The following is a 17,540-nucleotide window of genomic DNA, read 5'->3' on the forward strand; positions in this document are numbered from 1 at the left end:
AGACGAATCCTGATGGGGAACTCAATGTCGTTCATCGGCCGTGACATGGCTGTCGACCTCGGGACCGCCAACACGCTGGTGTACGTCAGGGGTCGCGGGATCGTACTCAACGAACCGTCCGTCGTCGCGATCAACACGAACACCGGCGGCATCCTCGCCGTCGGCGCCGAGGCGAAGAAGATGATCGGGCGCACGCCCGGCAACATCGTTGCCGTGCGCCCGCTGAAGGACGGCGTCATCGCCGACTTCGAGATCACCGAGCGCATGCTCCGCTACTTCATCCTGAAGATCCACAAGCGGCGTTATCTGGCTCGCCCCCGAGTCGTCGTCTGTGTGCCCTCGGGCATCACGGGCGTCGAGCGCCGCGCCGTCATCGAGGCGTCGTCCCAGGCCGGCGCCCGCCAGGTGCACATCATCGAGGAGCCCATGGCCGCGGCCATCGGTTCCGGCCTGCCGGTCCACGAGGCCACGGGCAACATGGTGGTCGACATCGGCGGCGGCACCACGGAGGTCGCGGTCATCTCCCTCGGCGGCATCGTCACCGCCCAGTCGATCCGCGTCGCGGGCGACGAACTGGACAACGCGATCATCCAGCACATCAAGAAGGAGTACTCCCTTCTGCTGGGTGAGCGGACGGCCGAGCAGATCAAGATCACGATCGGTTCGGCGTACGACCTCGATTCCGACGAGCACACCGAAATCCGTGGCCGGGACCTCGTGTCCGGCCTGCCGAAGACCGTCGTCATCTCCGCGGCCGAGGTGCGCAAGGCCATCGAGGAGCCGGTCAACGCCATCGTGGACGCCGTCAAGACGACCCTCGACAAGTGCCCGCCGGAGCTGTCCGGCGACATCATGGACCGAGGAATCGTTCTGACCGGCGGCGGCGCCCTGCTGCGCGGCCTCGACGAGCGGCTGCGGCGCGAGACCGGCATGCCGATCCACATCGCCGAGGACCCGCTGGACAGCGTGGCGCTCGGCTCCGGCAAGTGCGTAGAGGAGTTCGAGGCGTTGCAGCAGGTGCTCGACGCCCAGCCGCGCAGATGACGTAACTCTTCGGTTCCGCCGTACGGGATGATCTCCTCTCGTACGGCGGATCGTTGATATGGAGGCATAAGCTCCACGAAGAGCCGCGAAACCTCGCACACGAACCACGCATCACTCACTCTGCTCGCATCTCCCCCCACAACTCGCATAACCTCGCACAATCCCCGTACGCAGAGCCCCTCCGGTTTTCCCAGGGGCTCGACGAATTCCTAGTGAGGAAGGGCACGGCCGCCGCACGTGAGGGACACACGAGAGAGCCGGCTGCTCCTGGTGCTGCTGATCGCCATCGCGTTCGCACTGATCACGGTGGATATCCGCGGTGGTGAGGACTCCCCGGTCGACGGTGCCCGCCAGGCCGCTGCCACGGTCTTCGGTCCGATCGAGGACGGAGTGTCGACCGCGGTGAACCCGGTCGGCAACGCCGTCGCCGCGATCCGTGACTCCGGCGAGCGCCACGACCGGCTCGCCCAGCTGGAGCAGGAGAACGCCGCCCTCAAGGCCAAGCTCGGCAGCGAGGACCGCGACAACAGCCGCCTCAAGCAGCTCGACAAGATGCTGAAGGTCGCGGGCGCGGGCCAGTACGGCATCAAGGGCGCCGAGGTCATCGCCATAGGAGCGGCCCAGGGCTTCTCCTGGACCATCACCATCGACGTCGGCGCCAACGACGGCATCAAACGCGACATGACCGTCCTGAACGGCGACGGGCTGGTCGGCCGGGTCACCACCGTCGGCCCGAACACCGCGACCGTGCTGCTCGCCAACGACCCCGACTTCACCGTCGGCACGCGCATGGAGTCCACCGACGAGCTCGGCTTCGCCTCCGGCCAGGGGGACCGCCCGCTGCGCGTGGAACTCCTCAACGGCAAGGCCGAGGTGAAGAAGGGCGACCGGCTCGTCACCTTCGGCTCGCAGGCCGACAAGCCCTTCGTGCCGGGCGTTCCCGTCGGTGTCGTCTCCCGCGTCGACCCGTCCGGCGGCGATCTGACCCGCACCCTGTACGTCACGCCGTACGTCGGCTTCTCCAAGCTCGACATCGTCGGCGTCGTCGTGCAGGCCCCGACCAAGGACCCGCGCGACACGGTGCTCCCCGCCAAGCCCCGGCCGACCCCCACGCCCACGGTGACGGTCACGGTCACGCCGGGCGCCGAGCCCCCGGCCGACGGCCAGGAGCAGCCGCAGACGGACGGTCAGGACCAGCCGCTGGCCGACGGGCTGTACCAGCCCCGGGCCGACGGCCAGTACCAGCCTCCGGGCGACGGACAGAACCCGTACGAGCAAGAGCAGTAGGAGCTGAAGCCCCATGCGCGTCAACCGAATCCTGCTCTCCTCCGCTCTGGTCGTCGTCGCCCTGGTGGTACAGGTGAGCGTCCTGGCCCGGCTGCATCTGCCGGGCGCCGTCCCCGATCTGCTGCTGCTCACCGTGCTGGGCCTCGCCATGGTCTACGGCCATGTCGGCGGCGCCCTCGTCGGCTTCGGCGCCGGTCTGCTCGCCGACCTCGCGCCGCCCGCCGACCATGCCGCCGGCCGCTACGCGCTGGTGCTGTGCGTGATCGGCTACCTCGCCGGGCTCATCAAGCCGGACAACGGCCGGCTGAAGTCGGCCACCGGGCCCATGGTCGTCGTGGTCGTCGCGGCGATCGGCACGACCCTGCTGTACGCGGGAGTCGGTGCCCTGGTCGGGGACACCGCCGCCCGCCATGTCGGGCTCGGCAGCCTGCTGTTCACGGCGGCCCTGTACGACCTGCTGCTCGCGCCGTTCGTCGTCCCGGGGATCATGGCGCTGGCGCGGCGCGCGGAGAACGACCCGCTCGCCGACACCAGCTCCCAGGCCAAGAAGGCCGACATCTCCTCCGGCTGGCTCTCCGGCGGCACCGGCCTGCGTATCGGCGGCCAGCGCGGCGGACTGGGCGGTCTGAAGGTGAAGGCGGTGCGGGCGCGCACGGCGCGTGCCGGGCGCATCAAGGGGGTCAAGCGGCTGTGAGGACAGCGGAGTTCACCCGGACGGGTGAGGCCGACCGGAACCGGGCCACACGGGCCGGACGTTCACCACTCGAACGCATCCAGTCGTATCCGCACCCGTACACGCACTGAGAGGGGGAGGCAGCGCAGTGACCAACATCCCGGAGACCGGCAGGACGCCACGCGTCCAGATCCGGCTCATCGTCATCCAGATCCTCGTCCTCTCGCTCCTCGGCACCCTCGGCGGGCGCCTGTGGTACCTCCAGATCCGTGAGGGCGACGCCTACGCCAAGGAGGCGTCGGGCAACCACGTCCAGCAGGTCGTCCAGCCCGCCGTGCGCGGCTCCATCCTGGACGCCCGCGGCGTGCCCCTCGCCGACAACGAGACCCGGCTGGTCGTCTCCGCCTCCCGCACGGACCTGCTGAAGATGCCGGACGACGGCAAGGACGTCCTGACCAAGCTCGCCGGTGTCCTGGGCATGAAGCCCCAGGAGGTCATGGAGAAGGTCCGGCTGTGCGACGCGGAAACGCCGCAGCCGTGCTGGAACGGCTCGCCGTACCAGCCGATCCCCATCACCGACGAGGCCACCGCCAAGCAGGCCCTCCAGATCCGCGAGCGCGCCGAGGACTTCCCCGGCATCACCGCCGAGCCCCAGGCCCTGCGCCGCTACCCGGCCCCCGGCAAGTCCAACACGGCCCAGGTCCTCGGCTACCTCTCCCCGGTCACCGACGAGGAGCTCCAGAAGGCCCAGGACACCGACTCGCCGTACCTGCGGTCCGACCAGGTCGGCCGCTCCGGTCTCGAGCGCCAGTACGACAAGGAGCTGCGCGGCAAGGCGGGCGTCACCCGCTACGAGGTCGACAACCTCGGCCGCGTCATCGGCCAGGCCCAGGCCGACGCCGCACAGCCCGGCTCGAACCTCGTCACCAGCATCGACGCCCGCGTCCAGCGCATCGCGGAGTACGAGCTGAACGACGCCATGAAGAAGGCCCGCCAGGAGTGGGACCGCAACACCAACGAGCGGTACAAGGCCGACTCGGGCGCCGTCGTCGTGATGGAGGCCAAGACCGGCCGCATCGTCGCCATGGCGTCCAACCCGACCTACGACCCCAACGCCTGGGTCGGCGGCATCTCCGCCAAGGACTACAAGACGCTGACCGGCAAGGCCTCCAACTACCCGCTGCTCAACCGGGCCATCCAGGGCCAGTCGGCACCCGGCTCGATCTTCAAGGTCGTCCCGACGGCCGCCGCGGTCAACGCCGGCTACTCCTTCGACGGCCCCTACGAATGCTCCAGCTCGTACTCGATCGGCGGCCAGGTCTTCAAGAACTTCGAGTCCAAGGGGTACGGCGGGATCAGTCTCGGCCGGGCCCTGGAGGTCTCCTGCGACACCGTCTTCTACCGGCTCTCCCACGAGGAGTGGAAGCGGGACGGCGGCACCAAGCCGAAGAAGAACCCCAACGACTGGTTCTACAAGACGGCGCACCAGTTCGGCCTCGGCGCGGAGACCGGCATCGACCTGCCCAACGAGGTCACCGGCCGCATCCCCGACCGCCAGTGGAAGCAGGACTACTGGAAGGCCAACAAGGACGCCTGGTGCAAGTACGGCAAGAAGGGCGGTTCGTACGCCGAGCAGATCGCCTACGAGAACTGCCTCGAAGGCAACCGGATGCGTGCCGGTGACTCCGTCAACTACTCCATCGGACAGGGCGACACCCTCGTCACCCCGATCCAGATGGCCACGATCTACTCGGCCATCTCCAACGGCGGCACCCTCTACGACCCGACCGTCGGCAAGGCCGTCGTCAGCGCCGACGGCAAGTCCGTCGCGGAGATCGAGCCCAAGTCGCACGGCAAGCTGCCGATAAGCCGCAAGACGCTGGCCGCGATGGACGACGCCCTCGCCGGTGTCGCCACCCGCGGTACCGCGGCCTGGCGGTTCGCCGACGTCGGCTGGCCCCAGGACAAGATCCCGATGCACGCCAAGACGGGTACCGCCGAGGTCTACGGCAAGCAGACGACCTCCTGGTTCGCCACGTACACCAAGGACTACTCGGTCGTCATGACGATCTCCCAGGGTGGTACGGGTTCCGGCGCCTCGGGTCCGGCCGTCCGCAACATCTACGACGCGCTGTACGGCGTCTCCGACGACGGCACGATCAACAAGAAGAACGCGCTGCTGCCCACGCCGCAGAAGAGCCTGCCGAAGGTCCGCACGGACGGCACCATGGCCTCGCCGAAGGTCTCCAAGGACCCGGCGAAGGAACAGCGGGTCACCCAGCAGGGCGAGGACTCCACGGACGAGCAGCAGCTCGCCGGGACGGTGGCGACGCCGACGGCCGAGAACCGGGACACCCGGCGCAGGCGACGCGGTGGCCGCAAGCGGGGAAGCCGGAGGATGCCGACATGACCGGCAACAGTTTCCAGGTCTCCGGGTACGGGCCGGAACGGGCGGGCTGGACCCGCCTGTTCGCCCGCGACTCGATAACTCGCCGGCTGGACTGGCCGATACTGCTGTCGGCGACGGCCCTGTCGATGATGGGCGCGCTCCTCGTCTACTCGGCGACCCGCAACCGCACCGAGCTCAACCAGGGCGACCAGTACTACTTCCTGATCCGGCACGTCCTGAACACCGGCATCGGGCTCGCGCTGATGATAGGGACGGTGTGGCTCGGCCACCGCGCGCTGCGCACGGCCGTGCCGATCCTGTACGGCCTGTCGGTCTTCCTGATCCTGCTGGTGCTCACGCCGCTCGGCTCCACGATCAACGGCGCCCACTCCTGGATCAAGCTGCCCGGCGGCTTCTCGCTGCAGCCCTCGGAGTTCGTGAAGGTCACGATCATCCTGGGCATGGCGATGCTGCTGGCGGCCAGAGTGGACGCCGGTGACAAGCCGTACCCGGACCACCGCACGGTCATGCAGGCGCTGGGTCTGGCCACCGTGCCGATGCTGATCGTGCTGCTCATGCCCGACCTCGGGTCGGTCATGGTCATGGTGGTGATCGTGCTGGGCGTGCTGCTCGCCTCCGGTGCCTCCAACCGCTGGGTCTTCGGACTCATCGGCACGGGGACCATGGGCGCGATCGCGGTCTGGCAGCTGGGCGTCCTGGACGACTACCAGATCGCCCGTTTCGCGGCCTTCGCCAACCCCGAACTCGACCCGGCGGGCGTCGGCTACAACACCAACCAGGCGCGCATCGCGATCGGTTCGGGCGGCCTGTCGGGAGCGGGGCTGTTCCACGGCTCGCAGACCACCGGCCAGTTCGTGCCCGAGCAGCAGACCGACTTCGTCTTCACGGTGGCGGGGGAGGAGCTGGGCTTCCTCGGCGGTGGGCTGATCATCGTGCTTCTCGGCGTGATCCTGTGGAGGGCGTGCCGGATCGCCCGTGAGACGACCGAGCTGTACGGGACCATCGTCGCGGCCGGGATCGTGGCGTGGCTCGCGTTCCAGTCGTTCGAGAACGTCGGGATGACGCTGGGGATCATGCCGGTGACGGGTCTGCCGTTGCCGTTCGTCTCCTATGGCGGATCGTCGATGTTCGCGGTGTGGGTGGCCGTGGGGCTGCTCCAGTCGATCCGGGTCCAACGACCGATGTCGGCCTGACCTCCGTGTTCGGCTGAGGCAGGTGGTGTCCGGCGGCATGGCGTCCCCATGCCGCCGGGTCCGTGAGCGGAATCGGCCGGTCCCCCTGCCTTCACCGCCCGTTCGCCTGCGGTTCATGGCTGGTAAGCCCTGTCATCCGGCCGCGACTCCGATTAGATTCGGTTCATGGCGGACACGAAGCGCGAAATCGAGCGGAAGTATGAATCCGACGACAGCGGCCTGCCCGATCTGACCGGCGTCGCCGGGGTCGCGTCCGTCGTCGACAAGGGCGTCGCGCATCTCGACGCCACCTACTACGACACCCCGGACGAGCGCCTCGTGGCGTCTTCGATCACCCTCCGCCGCAGAACGGGCGGATCCGACGCGGGCTGGCATCTGAAGTTCCCCGTCGCCGAAGGGGTGCGGGACGAGATCCAGGCGCCGCTGTCCGACGATCTGCCCGACACGTTCGCCGGGCTCGTCCGCTCCCGGGTCCGGCACGCCGAACTGGTGCCGGTGGTCCGGCTCCGCTCCGACCGTGATGTGCGCGACCTGGTGGACGCCGACGGACGGGTGCTCGCCGAGGTCAGCGTGGACGCCGTACACGCGCAGCGGCTGGCCGGCGGGGACGGCAGCGCCCAGTGGAGCGAGATCGAGGTGGAGTTGACCGACGGTGTCGACCCGGTCTTCCTCGACAAGGTGGAGAAGCGACTGCGCAAGGCGGGGGTACGGCCGTCGAAGTCGGCGTCGAAGCTCGCCCGGGCGCTGGCCGAGACCGCTCCGAAGAAGCTCGCCCCCGGGCCCGCCGAGGAGCTCGTGACCGCCGGCGATCATGTGCTCGCGTATGTGCGGGCGCAGCGGGACGGGATCGTCGGGCTCGACCCGGCCGTACGCCAGGACGCCGAGGACTCCGTCCACAGCATGCGGGTCGCGACCCGCCGGCTGCGGAGCACCTTCAAGTCCTTCCGCATGGTCCTGGACCGGACGGTCACCGACCCCATCGCCGACGAGCTGAAGTGGCTCGCCGGCGAGCTGGGCGTGGACCGGGATCGCGAGGTGCTCAACGAACGCCTCAGCGCCGCTCTCGACGAGGTGCCCCACACGCTGGTCTCCGGGCCGGTCGCCGAGCGGGTGCGTCACTGGGCGGGCGACCGGCCCGGCGGGGCGAGCAGACGGCTGATCGGGGTCCTCGACTCCCGCCGCTATCTGGATCTGCTCGACGTCCTGGACGGACTGCTGACCGATCCGCCGCTGCGTGAGGCCGCCGGGCAGAAGCCCGGCAAGGTGCTGCCCAAGGCCGTGAAGAAGGACTTCGGGAAGGTGACCGCGCTGGTCGAGCAGGCGCTGGAGCTGGACCCCGGCGCCGACCGGGACGTCGCCATCCACGAGGCCCGCAAGAAGACCAAGCGCACCCGGTACGCGGCGGAGGCCGCCGTCCCGGCGCTCGGCAAGCCGGCCAAGGACCTGGTCAAGACCATGAAGTCCCTGCAGAACCTGCTCGGCGAGCATCAGGACAGCGTCATGGCCCGTGGGACCCTGCGCGAGCTGTCCGCGGTCGCGCACGCGGCGGGGGAGAGCGCCTTCACCTACGGACTGCTGTACGGACGTGAGGAGCAGCACGCGGCGGCCGTGGAGGCCGAGCTGCCGGGGGTCTGGGACGACATCAAGGACGCGACGGACGTCCTGTGAGCCCTCGGACGTACGGGGGGTGTCCACGGTCGCGTTAGGCTAGATGGTCACCCCTGTCAGTTCCGTCCAGCCCACGAAGGTTCGCGAGATGCCTGCCGAAGCCGCTGCGGTCACCGAGTCCGTGTTCCCGCAGCTCGAAGCTCTGCTCCCGCATGTGCAGAAGCCGATCCAGTATGTCGGCGGAGAACTCAACTCCACGGTCAAGCCGTGGGAGTCCTGCGACGTCCGCTGGGCCCTCATGTACCCGGACGCCTACGAGGTCGGGCTGCCCAACCAGGGCGTCATGATCCTCTACGAGGTCCTCAACGAGCAGCAGGGCGTCCTCGCCGAGCGCACGTACAGCGTGTGGCCGGACCTGGAGGCGCTGATGCGGGAGCACGGCGTCCCGCAGTTCACCGTGGACAGCCACCGGCCGGTCCGCGCCTTCGACGTGTTCGGGCTCAGCTTCTCCACCGAGCTGGGCTACACGAACATGCTCACCGCCCTGGATCTGGCCGGGATCCCGCTGGAGTCCAAGGACCGCACGATCGACGACCCGATCGTCCTGGCCGGCGGCCACGCCGCCTTCAACCCCGAGCCGATCGCGGACTTCATCGACGCGGCGATCATCGGCGACGGCGAGCAGGCCGTGCTGGACATGACGGCGATCATCCGCGCATGGAAGGCGGAGGGCTGCCCCGGCGGGCGCGAGGAGGTCCTCTTCCGCCTCGCGAGGACGGGTTCGGTGTACATCCCGGCGTTCTACGACGTGGAGTACCTGCCCGACGGCCGGATCGCCCGTGTCGTACCGAACAAGAGCGGTGTGCCGTGGCGGGTGTCCAAGCACACGGTGATGGACCTCGACGAGTGGCCGTACCCCAAGCAGCCGCTGGTCCCGCTGGCCGAGACGGTCCACGAGCGCATGTCGGTGGAGATCTTCCGCGGCTGCACGCGCGGCTGCCGCTTCTGCCAGGCGGGCATGATCACCCGCCCGGTGCGTGAGCGTTCCATCACCGGCATCGGCGAGATGGTCGACAAGGGCCTGAAGGCGACGGGCTTCGAGGAGGTCGGCCTGCTGTCGCTGTCGTCGGCGGACCACTCCGAGATCGGCGACATCGCCAAGGGACTGGCCGACCGCTACGAGGAAGACAAGATCGGCCTCTCGCTCCCGTCCACCCGCGTGGACGCCTTCAACGTCGACCTGGCGAACGAGCTCACGAGGAACGGCCGGCGCTCCGGCCTCACCTTCGCGCCCGAGGGCGGCAGCGAGCGGATGCGCAAGGTCATCAACAAGATGGTGTCCGAGGAGGACCTCATCCGGACCGTCGCCACCGCGTACGGCAACGGCTGGCGCCAGGTGAAGCTGTACTTCATGTGCGGCCTGCCGACGGAGACCGACGACGACGTGCTCCAGATCGCCGACATGGCGATGAACGTCATCGCCAAGGGCCGCGAGGTGTCGCGCTCGAACGACATCCGCTGCACGGTCTCGATCGGCGGCTTCGTCCCGAAGCCCCACACGCCGTTCCAGTGGGCCCCGCAGCTCTCGGCGGAGGAGACGGACGCCCGCCTGGAGAAGCTCCGCGACAAGATCCGCGGCGACAAGAAGTACGGCCGCTCGATCGGCTTCCGCTACCACGACGGCAAGCCCGGCATCGTCGAGGGCCTGCTGTCCCGCGGCGACCGCCGCATCGGCGCGGTCATCCGCGCGGTCTACGACGACGGCGGCCGCTTCGACGGCTGGCGCGAGCACTTCTCCTACGACCGCTGGATGAGCTGCGCGGACAAGGCGCTGGAGCCGTTCGGCGTGGACGTCGACTGGTACACCACGCGCGAGCGCACCTACGAGGAGGTCCTCCCCTGGGACCACCTCGACTCCGGCCTCGACAAGGACTGGCTCTGGGAGGACTGGCAGGACGCCCTCGACGAGACGGAGGTCGAGGACTGCCGCTGGACCCCGTGCTTCGACTGCGGGGTGTGCCCGCAGATGGACACGTCCATCCAGATCGGTCCGACGGGCAAGAAGCTGCTGCCTCTGACGGTCAAGAACGCGGCGCCGGCGCCGAGCGGTCACTCTCACTGAGTGGGCGAGCATGCGACTCAGAGGTCGAGTGGGTCTGAGTCGCGCGAAGCCTTTTGAGGCCCAGTTGGCGATGTTGAGCCCCCTCCCGATCGGGAGGGGGCTCATTGCTGTACGGGCAGACGCCCATGCGAGACCGGGGGGCCCGTCGCGGTAGGCGTGATCTCGCGAGCCTTACTCGCTGGCGAGTTTCTCGTACTCGGCGGGTGTGAGCAGACCCTTCAGGGCGGCGGCGTCGGCGACCGTGACTTCGGCGATCCAGCCGTCGCCGTAGGGGTCGTCGTTGATCTGATCGGGTCCCATGGGGTCGCTCAGGCTTTCGTTCACTGCTGCGATCGTGCCGGTCACCGGCATATAGAGCTCGCTCACGGACTTCACGGATTCCACGGTGCCGAAGTTGTCGCCCGCATCCCACTGGCTACCCACCGCAGGCAGCTCTACGTAGACGAGGTCCCCGAGCTGCTTCTGCGCGTAGTCCGTGATGCCCACGCGGATCCGGTTGTTGCCCAGGGACTGCACCCACTCGTGGTCTTTGGAGTACTTCAGGTCACCCGGAACATTGGTCATCAAAGCCTCCAGGACGTGTCTGAACGGGATCCGTGGGTTGCTCAGTGCGCGCGCCGGCCTGCTCGCGCTGTGCCACTCCTTCTCTATCTTACTTTGTGTAGTCATATAGATGCGTAAAGTGACGGGAAGTTTGAGGAGTAGCAGCGTCACGGCCTCTGTGTTTCAGAGCGTGCAGTGTGAGCAGGGCGGTGTGGCGCCGCGATCGGGCGCCCGGGCCGGTCGTGGCCTTTGCTGTGTGGACGTCCGTCGTCAGCAGTCGGCGGGTGTTGTCGGTGTGCCGAGGCCGATCTGCAGGGTGGCAGGGGGCGGGCAGCAGCCTTCGCTCTCGCTGGGCTGAGCGGTGGCCGGGGCGTCGTACAGACCCGCGCCGCCGCACACCCCGGTTTCCGGCAGGGTGAGTTCGACGCGCTCGGCGGCCTCGCGGTCGCCGGCGAGGGCCGCCGCGATGGACCGGACCTGCTCGTAGCCGGTCATGGCGAGGAAGGTCGGGGCGCGGCCGTAGGACTTCATGCCGGCCAGGTAGATGTTCCGCTCCGGGTGGGACAGCTCGTTCACGCCGTGCGGAGGGACCGTGCCGCAGGAGTGCACGTTCGGGTCGATGAGCGGGGCCAGCGCGAGCGGGGCCTGGAGGCGCTCGTCGATACCGAGGCGCACCTCGGAGAGGAAGGACAGGTCGGGGCGGAAGCCGGTCAGCACGATGACCTCGTCCACCGGGTCCAGGCGCCGGCCGTCCTCGGCGATCAGGACCAGTTGGTCGCCTTCTCGGTCCACGGCCCGGGTACGGAAGCCGGTGACCGCACCGGCGTGGCCGGCCTCGACCGCGGCCTTGGCGCGCAGGCCCAGCGCGCCGCGCGCGGGGAGCTGGTCGGCCTCGCCGCCGCCGTAGGTGCCGGCGCCGATGCCCCGGCGTAGGATCCACACCGCGTGCGTGCCGGGCTCGTCCTCGGCCAGGTCGGCGAGGTGGGCGAGCGCGGTGAAGGCGGAGGCGCCGGAGCCGATGACGGCCGTGCGCTTGCCCGCGTACCGGGCACGGGCGGCGGGGTCCCTCAGATCGGGCACGCGGTAGGAGAGGTGGTCGGCGGCCGTCCTCTCGCCGAGGGCGGGCAGGCCGTCGGCGCCCATCGGGCCGGGGAGGGACCAGGTGCCGGAGGCGTCGATGACGGCGCGGGCGGTCAGGCGCTCCTCGTGTCCGTCGGACGTCCGGACGTGGAGGGTGAAGGGTTGCTGGTCGCGGTCGGCGTCGACGACGCGGTCCCGTCCCGCGCGGGCGACGCCGGTCACGGTGACGCCGTAGCGGACCCTGTCGCCGAGCGCGTCGGCGAGCGGCTGCAGGTAACCCTCCGCCCAGTCGGCACCGGTCGGGTACCCGGCGCCGTCGGGGCGGGGCCGGCCGGTGGGGGCGAGGAGCTTCTCGGCGGCGGGGTCCGTGACCTCGGACCAGGGGGAGAACAGCCGGACGTGCGCCCAGTCGCGTACGGCTGTGCCGGCACTGGGGCCGGCCTCCAGGACCAGCGGTTCGAGTCCGCGCTCGACGAGGTGGGCGGCGGCGGCCAGGCCGACGGGGCCGGCTCCGATGACCGCGACGGGGAGTGGGTCGGTGGTGGGCGCGTTCACGGGATTCCCCTTTGTTTCGACGTTTGTCGATGTACTGCGCGGGGTTCAGGATCACACCTGTGTTGATGGGTGTCAATATAGGCGTATGTCGAATCAGGCTTGGTGCCGCCGGGTGGGGGTGGGGGTGGGGGTGCTCGGTGAGGCCCTGGATGGCTGGTTCGACGTATGTCAACATAGATGCATGTCGAATACGAGGGTTCTGCCGCTGCTCGACTCCGAGGCGTCGGAGGCCGGGGCGCCGTGCTGCCCGCCGCTGACCGAGCGTCCGTTCACCGCGGAGGAGGCGGAGACCGCTGCCCGGATGTTCAAGGCGCTGGGGGATCCGGTCCGGCTGCGGCTGTTCTCCGCGGTCGCCTCGCACGAGGGCGGCGAGGCGTGCGTGTGCGACATCTCCGACGTCGGTGTCTCCCAGCCGACCGTCTCGCACCACCTGAAGAAGTTGAAGGAGGCCGGCCTGCTGACCTCCGAGCGGCGCGGCACCTGGGTCTACTACCGCGTCGAGCCGTCCGTCCTCGCGGCCATGGGCCGGCTGTTGATCACCGGAACTCAGGCCGCCTGACCGTCGGCTGGAGCGTCCGCGTCGGCTGCGGCGTCCGTGTCGGTTGGAGCGTCCGCGTCAGTTGGGGCGTTTCGCGAGCGCTCGTGTCAGCTGGCGGCTTCTGGCCCCGGCGTGAAGATGAGCGCCACCAGTGCCAGCCCGACCGTGGCGCCGATCAGCTGCATGCCGATGAAGCCCGCGAGGGAGCCGGGCGCGATGCCCGCGAACGTGTCGCTGAAGGTGCGGCCGATGGTCACTGCCGGGTTCGCGAAGGACGTCGACGAGGTGAACCAGTACGCGGCGCCGATGTAGGAGGCGACGGCAGCGGGCGCGAAGCGCAGTTGGTCGGTGCGGGCCAGGCCGAAGATCAGCAGGATCAGGCCCGCCGTGGCGACGACCTCGCCCAGCAGCAGATGCCCGGCGGACCGGTCGTGCGTGGACCATTCCACGAGCGGCCTGCCGAACATCGCGTCCGCCAGGATCGCGCCCGCGATCGCGCCGACGATCTGCGCGGGGACGTAGACGGCCGCCTCGCGGAGCGTCACACCCGCGCCGCCGCGCCGGCCGGTCCACCACTCGGCGAGGGTGACGACCGGGTTGAAGTGCGCGCCCGAGACCGGGCCGAGCAGGAGGATCAGGACGCCGAGGCCGAAGACGGTGGCCAGGGAGTTGGCCAGCAGCTGCACGCCGACGTCCCGGGTCAGCTCGGTGGCCTGGATGCCGGAGCCGATCACCATCGCCACCAGGGCCGCGGTGCCGACCAGTTCGGCGGCGGCCCGGGCCGCGAGTGGCCTGCGGGGCGGCGTGGCGCCCGGAGCGGGCTGTGGCTCGGCGGACGGTATCGCCGATTCCGCGGCGGACTCGCGCGTGGCGGTCACAGGACTCCTTGGTGCGGTCGCCGGGTCGGCGAGAGATCAGGGGCAGGACCGCTTGTTGCCGGCCGCGGTGCGCGCGGACTCGGCCAGGTCGGCGAACTGGCCCGCGAGCGAGGCGATGACGTCCGCGCGCAGCCTGTAGTACGTGAACCGGCCGCACGGCTCGGTCTCCACGATCCCGGCCTCGCGCAGCACCCTCAGGTGGTTGGAGAGGTTGGTCTGCTTGGCGCCGGTCTCCTCCACCAGGTGGGTGGTGCACAGGGTCTCCTGGGCGAGCAGGGTCACGATCCGGAGCCTGAGCGGGTCGGCCAGAACCCGCATCAGATCAGTGTCGACTGACGTCAGCATGCGCTGATACTCTCACATCAGTGGTGGCTGACACCACCGGGTGCTGATGCGTGCCCTCCTCTGCCGCCGTGCAGGCGTGAGATCAAGAGAGATCCCGATGTCCGACAAGCCCTCCGTGCTCTTCGTCTGTGTCCACAACGCCGGCCGTTCCCAGATGGCCGCGGCGTGGCTGACCCACCTCGCCGGGGACCGCGTCGAGGTGCGTTCCGCGGGCTCCGACCCGGGCGCGGGCGTCAACCCGGCCGCCGTCGCGGCCATGGCCGAGGTCGGCATCGACATCTCCGCCGAGACCCCGAAGATGCTCACCGTCGACGCGGTCAAGGAGTCCGACGTCTGCGTCACCATGGGCTGCGGCGACACCTGCCCGGTCTTCCCCGGCAAGCGGTACCTGGACTGGCAGTTGGAGGACCCTGCGGGGCAGGGCGTCGAGGCGGTCCGTCCGATCCGCGACGAAATCGAGCGCCGCGTCCGCACCCTCCTCACCGAACTCGACGCACCGCCACAGCACTGAGCGCTTGCCGCGCACCCTCAGGCCGGTCGTCGCCCCACCCGGCACGGCGTGCGGGGTCGGGCCTCGACGTCGACATGGCCGGCGGCGTCCTCGTCGGTGAGTTCACGATGGTCCGACGGCAACCCCGGGCTCGTCTTCGGTGGCGTCCTCACGCGCTCGCGGCAGCCCCGCCCACCCGTCCGATTCTGTGCGCCGAGCGGCTGAACTCCGTGGCGGGGCAAGGATCCGGGCCCGGGCGACGGCAATGCTTGGGCCATGACGTCCAGGACAGGTACGGCCGAGGGTTCGGCGAGGGCACGGCTCGTCCTGTGGACACTCGCGGCCGGTCAGTTCCTGATGGCGCTCGACAGCTCCGTCATGAACGTCTCCATCGCGTCGGTCGCCGACGACGTGGGCACGACGGTGACCGGGATCCAGGGTGCCATCACGGCGTACACGCTGGTGATGGCGATGTTCATGATCCCGGGCGGCAAGGTCGGGGCGCTGATCGGCCGCAGACGGGCCTTCATGATCGGCTGCTGTGTCTACGGATGCGGCTCCCTCACCACGGCGCTCGCCCCGAACCTGCCGGTACTGCTGCTCGGCTGGTCCTTCCTGGAGGGCATCGGAGCGGCCCTCATCCTGCCCGCGATCGTGGCGCTGGTGGCCGGCAACTTCCCGGCCGAACGACGTCCCGCCGCCTACGGACTCGTCGCGGCCGCCGGCGCCGTGGCGATCGCGCTCGGGCCGCTCATCGGCGGGCTGGCCACCACGTATCTGTCGTGGCGCTGGGTGTTCGCCGGTGAGGTGCTGGTGGTGTTCGGCATCCTGGTGCTCGCCCGCCGTATCTCCGACACCGTGGCCGGCGAGCGCCCGCGCATCGACCTCGTGGGCGCGGTCCTGTGCGCCCTCGGGCTCGGGGTCTTCGTCTACGGCGTGCTCCGCTCGGACGAGTGGGGGTGGTTCCGGCCGAAGCCGGAGGGGCCCGCATGGCTCGGGATCTCACCGGTCGTATGGCTGATGCTGGCCGGTGTGCTGCTGATCTGGCTCTTCCTCCACTGGGAGGCACGCCTGGTGGAGCGGCGCAGGGATCCGCTCATCGAGCCGGCGCTGCTGCAGAACAGACAGTTCACCGGCGGCCTGATCATGTTCTTCTTCCAGTACCTCGTCCTGATGGGCGTGTTCTTCGTCGTACCCCTCTATCTGTCGGTCGCGCTGGGCCTGTCCGCGCTGGAGACCGGCGCCCGCCTGCTGCCGCTCTCCCTGACCCTGCTGGCGGCCGCGACCCTGATCCCCCGTTTCCTGCCGGACGTCTCGCCGCGGCGGGTGGTCCGGCTCGGGATCTGTTCCTTGCTGGCGGGCGCGGTGGTCCTGATGGCGGCGCTGGACGCGGACGCCGGGGCGGAGATCGTGACGATCCCGTTCCTGCTGGTCGGGCTGGGCACCGGCGCTCTGGCGTCCCAGCTGGGGTCGGTCACCGTCTCGGCGGTGCCGGACGAGCGGAGCGCGGAGGTCGGCGGCATCCAGAACGCCGTCACCAACCTCGGTTCCTCGATCGGTACGGCACTCGCCGGGTCGATCCTGATCGCCGCGCTCGCCTCGTCCTTCCTGGCCAACCTCGAACAGAACCCGGCGATCCCGGCCGAGGTCAGCGAGCAGGCGGCCGTCGAGCTCCAGGACGGGGTGACGTTCCTGTCGGACGCCCAGCTGAAGTCCGCTCTCGACGAGGCGGGCGTCGCGCCGGAGGTGGCTCAGGCGGCGCTGGACGCCAACGCCGACGCCCGGCTCGACGGTCTGCGGGCCGCGCTCGCGATCCTCGGGTTCGCCTGCGCCCTGGCGCTGTTCTTCACGTCGAGGATCCCGACGACCCAGCCCCGCTCCACCTAGGCGCGGCCCGTCCGGCTCGACGCGCGCCCCCGGCGGACCGCGCCTACGCTTGAGGGGCAACCGCCGTACACCCAGGGGCGATTCCCGCGTGGAGCGGGTGATGCGGTTCGACGCGCGCGGGTGGTGCGGTCACGTTCCCGGCACCGGAGGGCGGTCCCCGTCATGGCCACTGCATCCGAGACTCCCGTACTCGACACGATCGCCGCGATGACGATCGACTCCCTCGAGCACTGCAACATGGACGAGCGGACGCTCATCCTGTCCCGTATCGCCGCGCTCGTGGCCATGGACGCACCGGCGATCTCCTATCTGGCGCACATCAACCCAGCGATCAAGGCCGAGTTCACCGTCGAGCACCTGCAGGACCTGCTCGTCGCGATCGCCCCCGTCGTGGGGACCGCGCGTGTGATGTCGGCCGCGGGGCACATCGCCGAGGCGTTCGGTGTCACGCTGGCGATGGCCGAGAGCGAAGCCGAAGCCATCGCTCAGGCGGAGGCCCAGAGCCGCACCGGGTCCTGAGCTCGCCTCACGGCCTCAGGTCGGCAGGAGCGGAGACCTCGTCGGTGACGAGGTTTCCGCGCATGAGCCACGTCGGGCCTTGCGCGTAGGCGCCGGCCTCGGCGAAGAACGCGGCGAAGTAGGGGCCGCCCGCGTGCGCGTGGAACGCGTCGACGTCCTCGTAGACCTCGTTGAGGTAGAAGACGTCCGCGTTCTGCTCGTCCGCGATGACCTCGAACCGGTGGGAGCCGGGCTCGTTCGCGAGGGAGGCGCGAGCGGTCCTGCCCGCTGCGCGGACGAAGTCGTCGCGGTGCTCGGGCTGGACGGTGAAGGACACGAGGAACTGGTACATGGTCAGCCTCCACGGCTCGTTCATGGCGGTTCAGTGA

16 protein-coding genes are annotated in these 17,540 nt (G+C 69.8%); 11 read left to right on the forward strand and 5 right to left on the reverse strand.

Annotation, left to right across the window (positions count from 1 at the left end):
• The first annotated feature begins 24 nt into the window (after nt 1-24).
• The 7 genes from ACGFW6_RS26710 to ACGFW6_RS26740 all read left to right on the forward strand — a co-directional run bounded on the left by ACGFW6_RS26710 (nt 25) and on the right by ACGFW6_RS26740 (nt 10,337).
• The gene (locus tag ACGFW6_RS26710) at nt 25-1,044 is read left to right on the forward strand and encodes a rod shape-determining protein (RefSeq protein WP_004001297.1); all 1,020 of its coding nucleotides are present in this window, start codon (nt 25-27) and stop codon (nt 1,042-1,044) included.
• A 237-nt stretch (nt 1,045-1,281) separates the two neighbouring features.
• A complete protein-coding gene (gene mreC / locus ACGFW6_RS26715) occupies nt 1,282-2,331 on the forward strand; it encodes a rod shape-determining protein MreC (protein ID WP_393514817.1) in 1,050 nt (349 codons plus the stop codon).
• Between the two features lie 13 nt (nt 2,332-2,344).
• Nucleotides 2,345-3,025, forward strand: coding sequence for a rod shape-determining protein MreD (gene mreD, locus ACGFW6_RS26720; protein WP_393514820.1), 681 nt, complete (start codon nt 2,345-2,347; stop codon nt 3,023-3,025).
• A gap of 127 nt (nt 3,026-3,152) precedes the next feature.
• Nucleotides 3,153-5,414 (forward strand): penicillin-binding protein 2, encoded by a 2,262-nt coding sequence (mrdA, locus tag ACGFW6_RS26725; RefSeq protein WP_393514823.1) that lies wholly within the window; start codon nt 3,153-3,155, stop codon nt 5,412-5,414.
• Nucleotides 5,411-6,607 (forward strand): rod shape-determining protein RodA, encoded by a 1,197-nt coding sequence (gene rodA, locus ACGFW6_RS26730; RefSeq protein WP_393514826.1) that lies wholly within the window; start codon nt 5,411-5,413, stop codon nt 6,605-6,607. The genes mrdA and rodA overlap by 4 nt, the downstream gene beginning before the upstream one ends.
• Nucleotides 6,608-6,772: 165 nt before the next feature.
• Entirely contained in the window at nt 6,773-8,275 is a 1,503-nt protein-coding gene (locus tag ACGFW6_RS26735) for a CHAD domain-containing protein (protein ID WP_393514829.1), read from the forward strand.
• Nucleotides 8,276-8,363: 88 nt separating this feature from the next.
• Nucleotides 8,364-10,337, forward strand: a complete 1,974-nt coding sequence (locus tag ACGFW6_RS26740; RefSeq protein ID WP_393514832.1) for a TIGR03960 family B12-binding radical SAM protein — start codon at nt 8,364-8,366, stop codon at nt 10,335-10,337.
• Nucleotides 10,338-10,508: 171 nt separating this feature from the next.
• On the opposite strand, the gene gcvH is transcribed toward ACGFW6_RS26740, so the two are convergent.
• Together gcvH and ACGFW6_RS26750 are read right to left on the reverse strand one after the other, a co-directional pair.
• Nucleotides 10,509-10,901 carry a glycine cleavage system protein GcvH gene (gcvH, locus tag ACGFW6_RS26745; protein WP_393514835.1) on the reverse strand — a complete coding sequence of 131 codons (393 nt, stop codon included), beginning with the start codon at nt 10,899-10,901 and terminating at the stop codon, nt 10,509-10,511.
• Between the two features lie 249 nt (nt 10,902-11,150).
• Nucleotides 11,151-12,515, reverse strand: coding sequence for an FAD-dependent oxidoreductase (locus ACGFW6_RS26750; protein ID WP_393514838.1), 1,365 nt, complete (start codon nt 12,513-12,515; stop codon nt 11,151-11,153).
• Nucleotides 12,516-12,696: 181 nt separating this feature from the next.
• On the opposite strand from ACGFW6_RS26750, the gene ACGFW6_RS26755 reads away from it, so the two are divergent.
• Nucleotides 12,697-13,074 (forward strand): ArsR/SmtB family transcription factor, encoded by a 378-nt coding sequence (locus ACGFW6_RS26755; RefSeq protein ID WP_393514841.1) that lies wholly within the window; start codon nt 12,697-12,699, stop codon nt 13,072-13,074.
• A gap of 86 nt (nt 13,075-13,160) precedes the next feature.
• Here ACGFW6_RS26755 and ACGFW6_RS26760 read toward each other — a convergent pair whose 3' ends face one another.
• Both ACGFW6_RS26760 and ACGFW6_RS26765 read right to left on the reverse strand, forming a co-directional pair.
• A complete protein-coding gene (locus ACGFW6_RS26760; protein ID WP_393514844.1) occupies nt 13,161-13,931 on the reverse strand; it encodes an aquaporin in 771 nt (256 codons plus the stop codon).
• A 36-nt stretch (nt 13,932-13,967) separates the two neighbouring features.
• Nucleotides 13,968-14,276, reverse strand: a complete 309-nt coding sequence (locus tag ACGFW6_RS26765) for an ArsR/SmtB family transcription factor (protein WP_393514847.1) — start codon at nt 14,274-14,276, stop codon at nt 13,968-13,970.
• 97 nt (nt 14,277-14,373) lie between these two features.
• On the opposite strand from ACGFW6_RS26765, the gene ACGFW6_RS26770 reads away from it, so the two are divergent.
• The 3 genes from ACGFW6_RS26770 to ACGFW6_RS26780 all read left to right on the forward strand — a co-directional run bounded on the left by ACGFW6_RS26770 (nt 14,374) and on the right by ACGFW6_RS26780 (nt 17,172).
• The gene (locus ACGFW6_RS26770; protein WP_393514850.1) at nt 14,374-14,787 is read left to right on the forward strand and encodes an arsenate reductase ArsC; all 414 of its coding nucleotides are present in this window, start codon (nt 14,374-14,376) and stop codon (nt 14,785-14,787) included.
• Nucleotides 14,788-15,042: 255 nt separating this feature from the next.
• Nucleotides 15,043-16,653, forward strand: coding sequence for an MFS transporter (locus ACGFW6_RS26775; protein WP_393514853.1), 1,611 nt, complete (start codon nt 15,043-15,045; stop codon nt 16,651-16,653).
• A gap of 162 nt (nt 16,654-16,815) precedes the next feature.
• Nucleotides 16,816-17,172, forward strand: coding sequence for a carboxymuconolactone decarboxylase (locus ACGFW6_RS26780; protein WP_393514856.1), 357 nt, complete (start codon nt 16,816-16,818; stop codon nt 17,170-17,172).
• Between the two features lie 7 nt (nt 17,173-17,179).
• Here ACGFW6_RS26780 and ACGFW6_RS26785 read toward each other — a convergent pair whose 3' ends face one another.
• Nucleotides 17,180-17,527: a putative quinol monooxygenase gene (locus tag ACGFW6_RS26785; protein ID WP_393514859.1), complete on the reverse strand. Its 348-nt coding sequence runs from the start codon at nt 17,525-17,527 to the stop codon at nt 17,180-17,182.
• Nucleotides 17,528-17,540 lie beyond the last annotated feature (13 nt).

It is taken from the genome of Streptomyces sp. Y7 (assembly GCF_043195415.1).
GTDB lineage: Bacteria > Actinomycetota > Actinomycetes > Streptomycetales > Streptomycetaceae > Streptomyces.

Bases quoted from the DNA above. Each gene is read 5' to 3' on its own strand.
- ACGFW6_RS26710 (WP_004001297.1), top strand. From the start codon at position 25: ATGTCGTTCATCGGCCGTGACATGGCTGTCGACCTCGGGACCGCCAAC.
- mreD (WP_393514820.1), top strand. From the start codon at position 2,345: ATGCGCGTCAACCGAATCCTGCTCTCCTCCGCTCTGGTCGTCGTCGCC.
- rodA (WP_393514826.1), top strand. From the start codon at position 5,411: ATGACCGGCAACAGTTTCCAGGTCTCCGGGTACGGGCCGGAACGGGCG.
- ACGFW6_RS26735 (WP_393514829.1), top strand. From the start codon at position 6,773: ATGGCGGACACGAAGCGCGAAATCGAGCGGAAGTATGAATCCGACGAC.
- ACGFW6_RS26740 (WP_393514832.1), top strand. From the start codon at position 8,364: ATGCCTGCCGAAGCCGCTGCGGTCACCGAGTCCGTGTTCCCGCAGCTC.
- gcvH (WP_393514835.1), bottom strand. From the start codon at position 10,901: ATGACCAATGTTCCGGGTGACCTGAAGTACTCCAAAGACCACGAGTGG.
- ACGFW6_RS26755 (WP_393514841.1), top strand. From the start codon at position 12,697: ATGTCGAATACGAGGGTTCTGCCGCTGCTCGACTCCGAGGCGTCGGAG.
- ACGFW6_RS26765 (WP_393514847.1), bottom strand. From the start codon at position 14,276: ATGCTGACGTCAGTCGACACTGATCTGATGCGGGTTCTGGCCGACCCG.
- ACGFW6_RS26770 (WP_393514850.1), top strand. From the start codon at position 14,374: ATGTCCGACAAGCCCTCCGTGCTCTTCGTCTGTGTCCACAACGCCGGC.
- ACGFW6_RS26775 (WP_393514853.1), top strand. From the start codon at position 15,043: ATGACGTCCAGGACAGGTACGGCCGAGGGTTCGGCGAGGGCACGGCTC.
- ACGFW6_RS26780 (WP_393514856.1), top strand. From the start codon at position 16,816: ATGGCCACTGCATCCGAGACTCCCGTACTCGACACGATCGCCGCGATG.
- ACGFW6_RS26785 (WP_393514859.1), bottom strand. From the start codon at position 17,527: ATGAACGAGCCGTGGAGGCTGACCATGTACCAGTTCCTCGTGTCCTTC.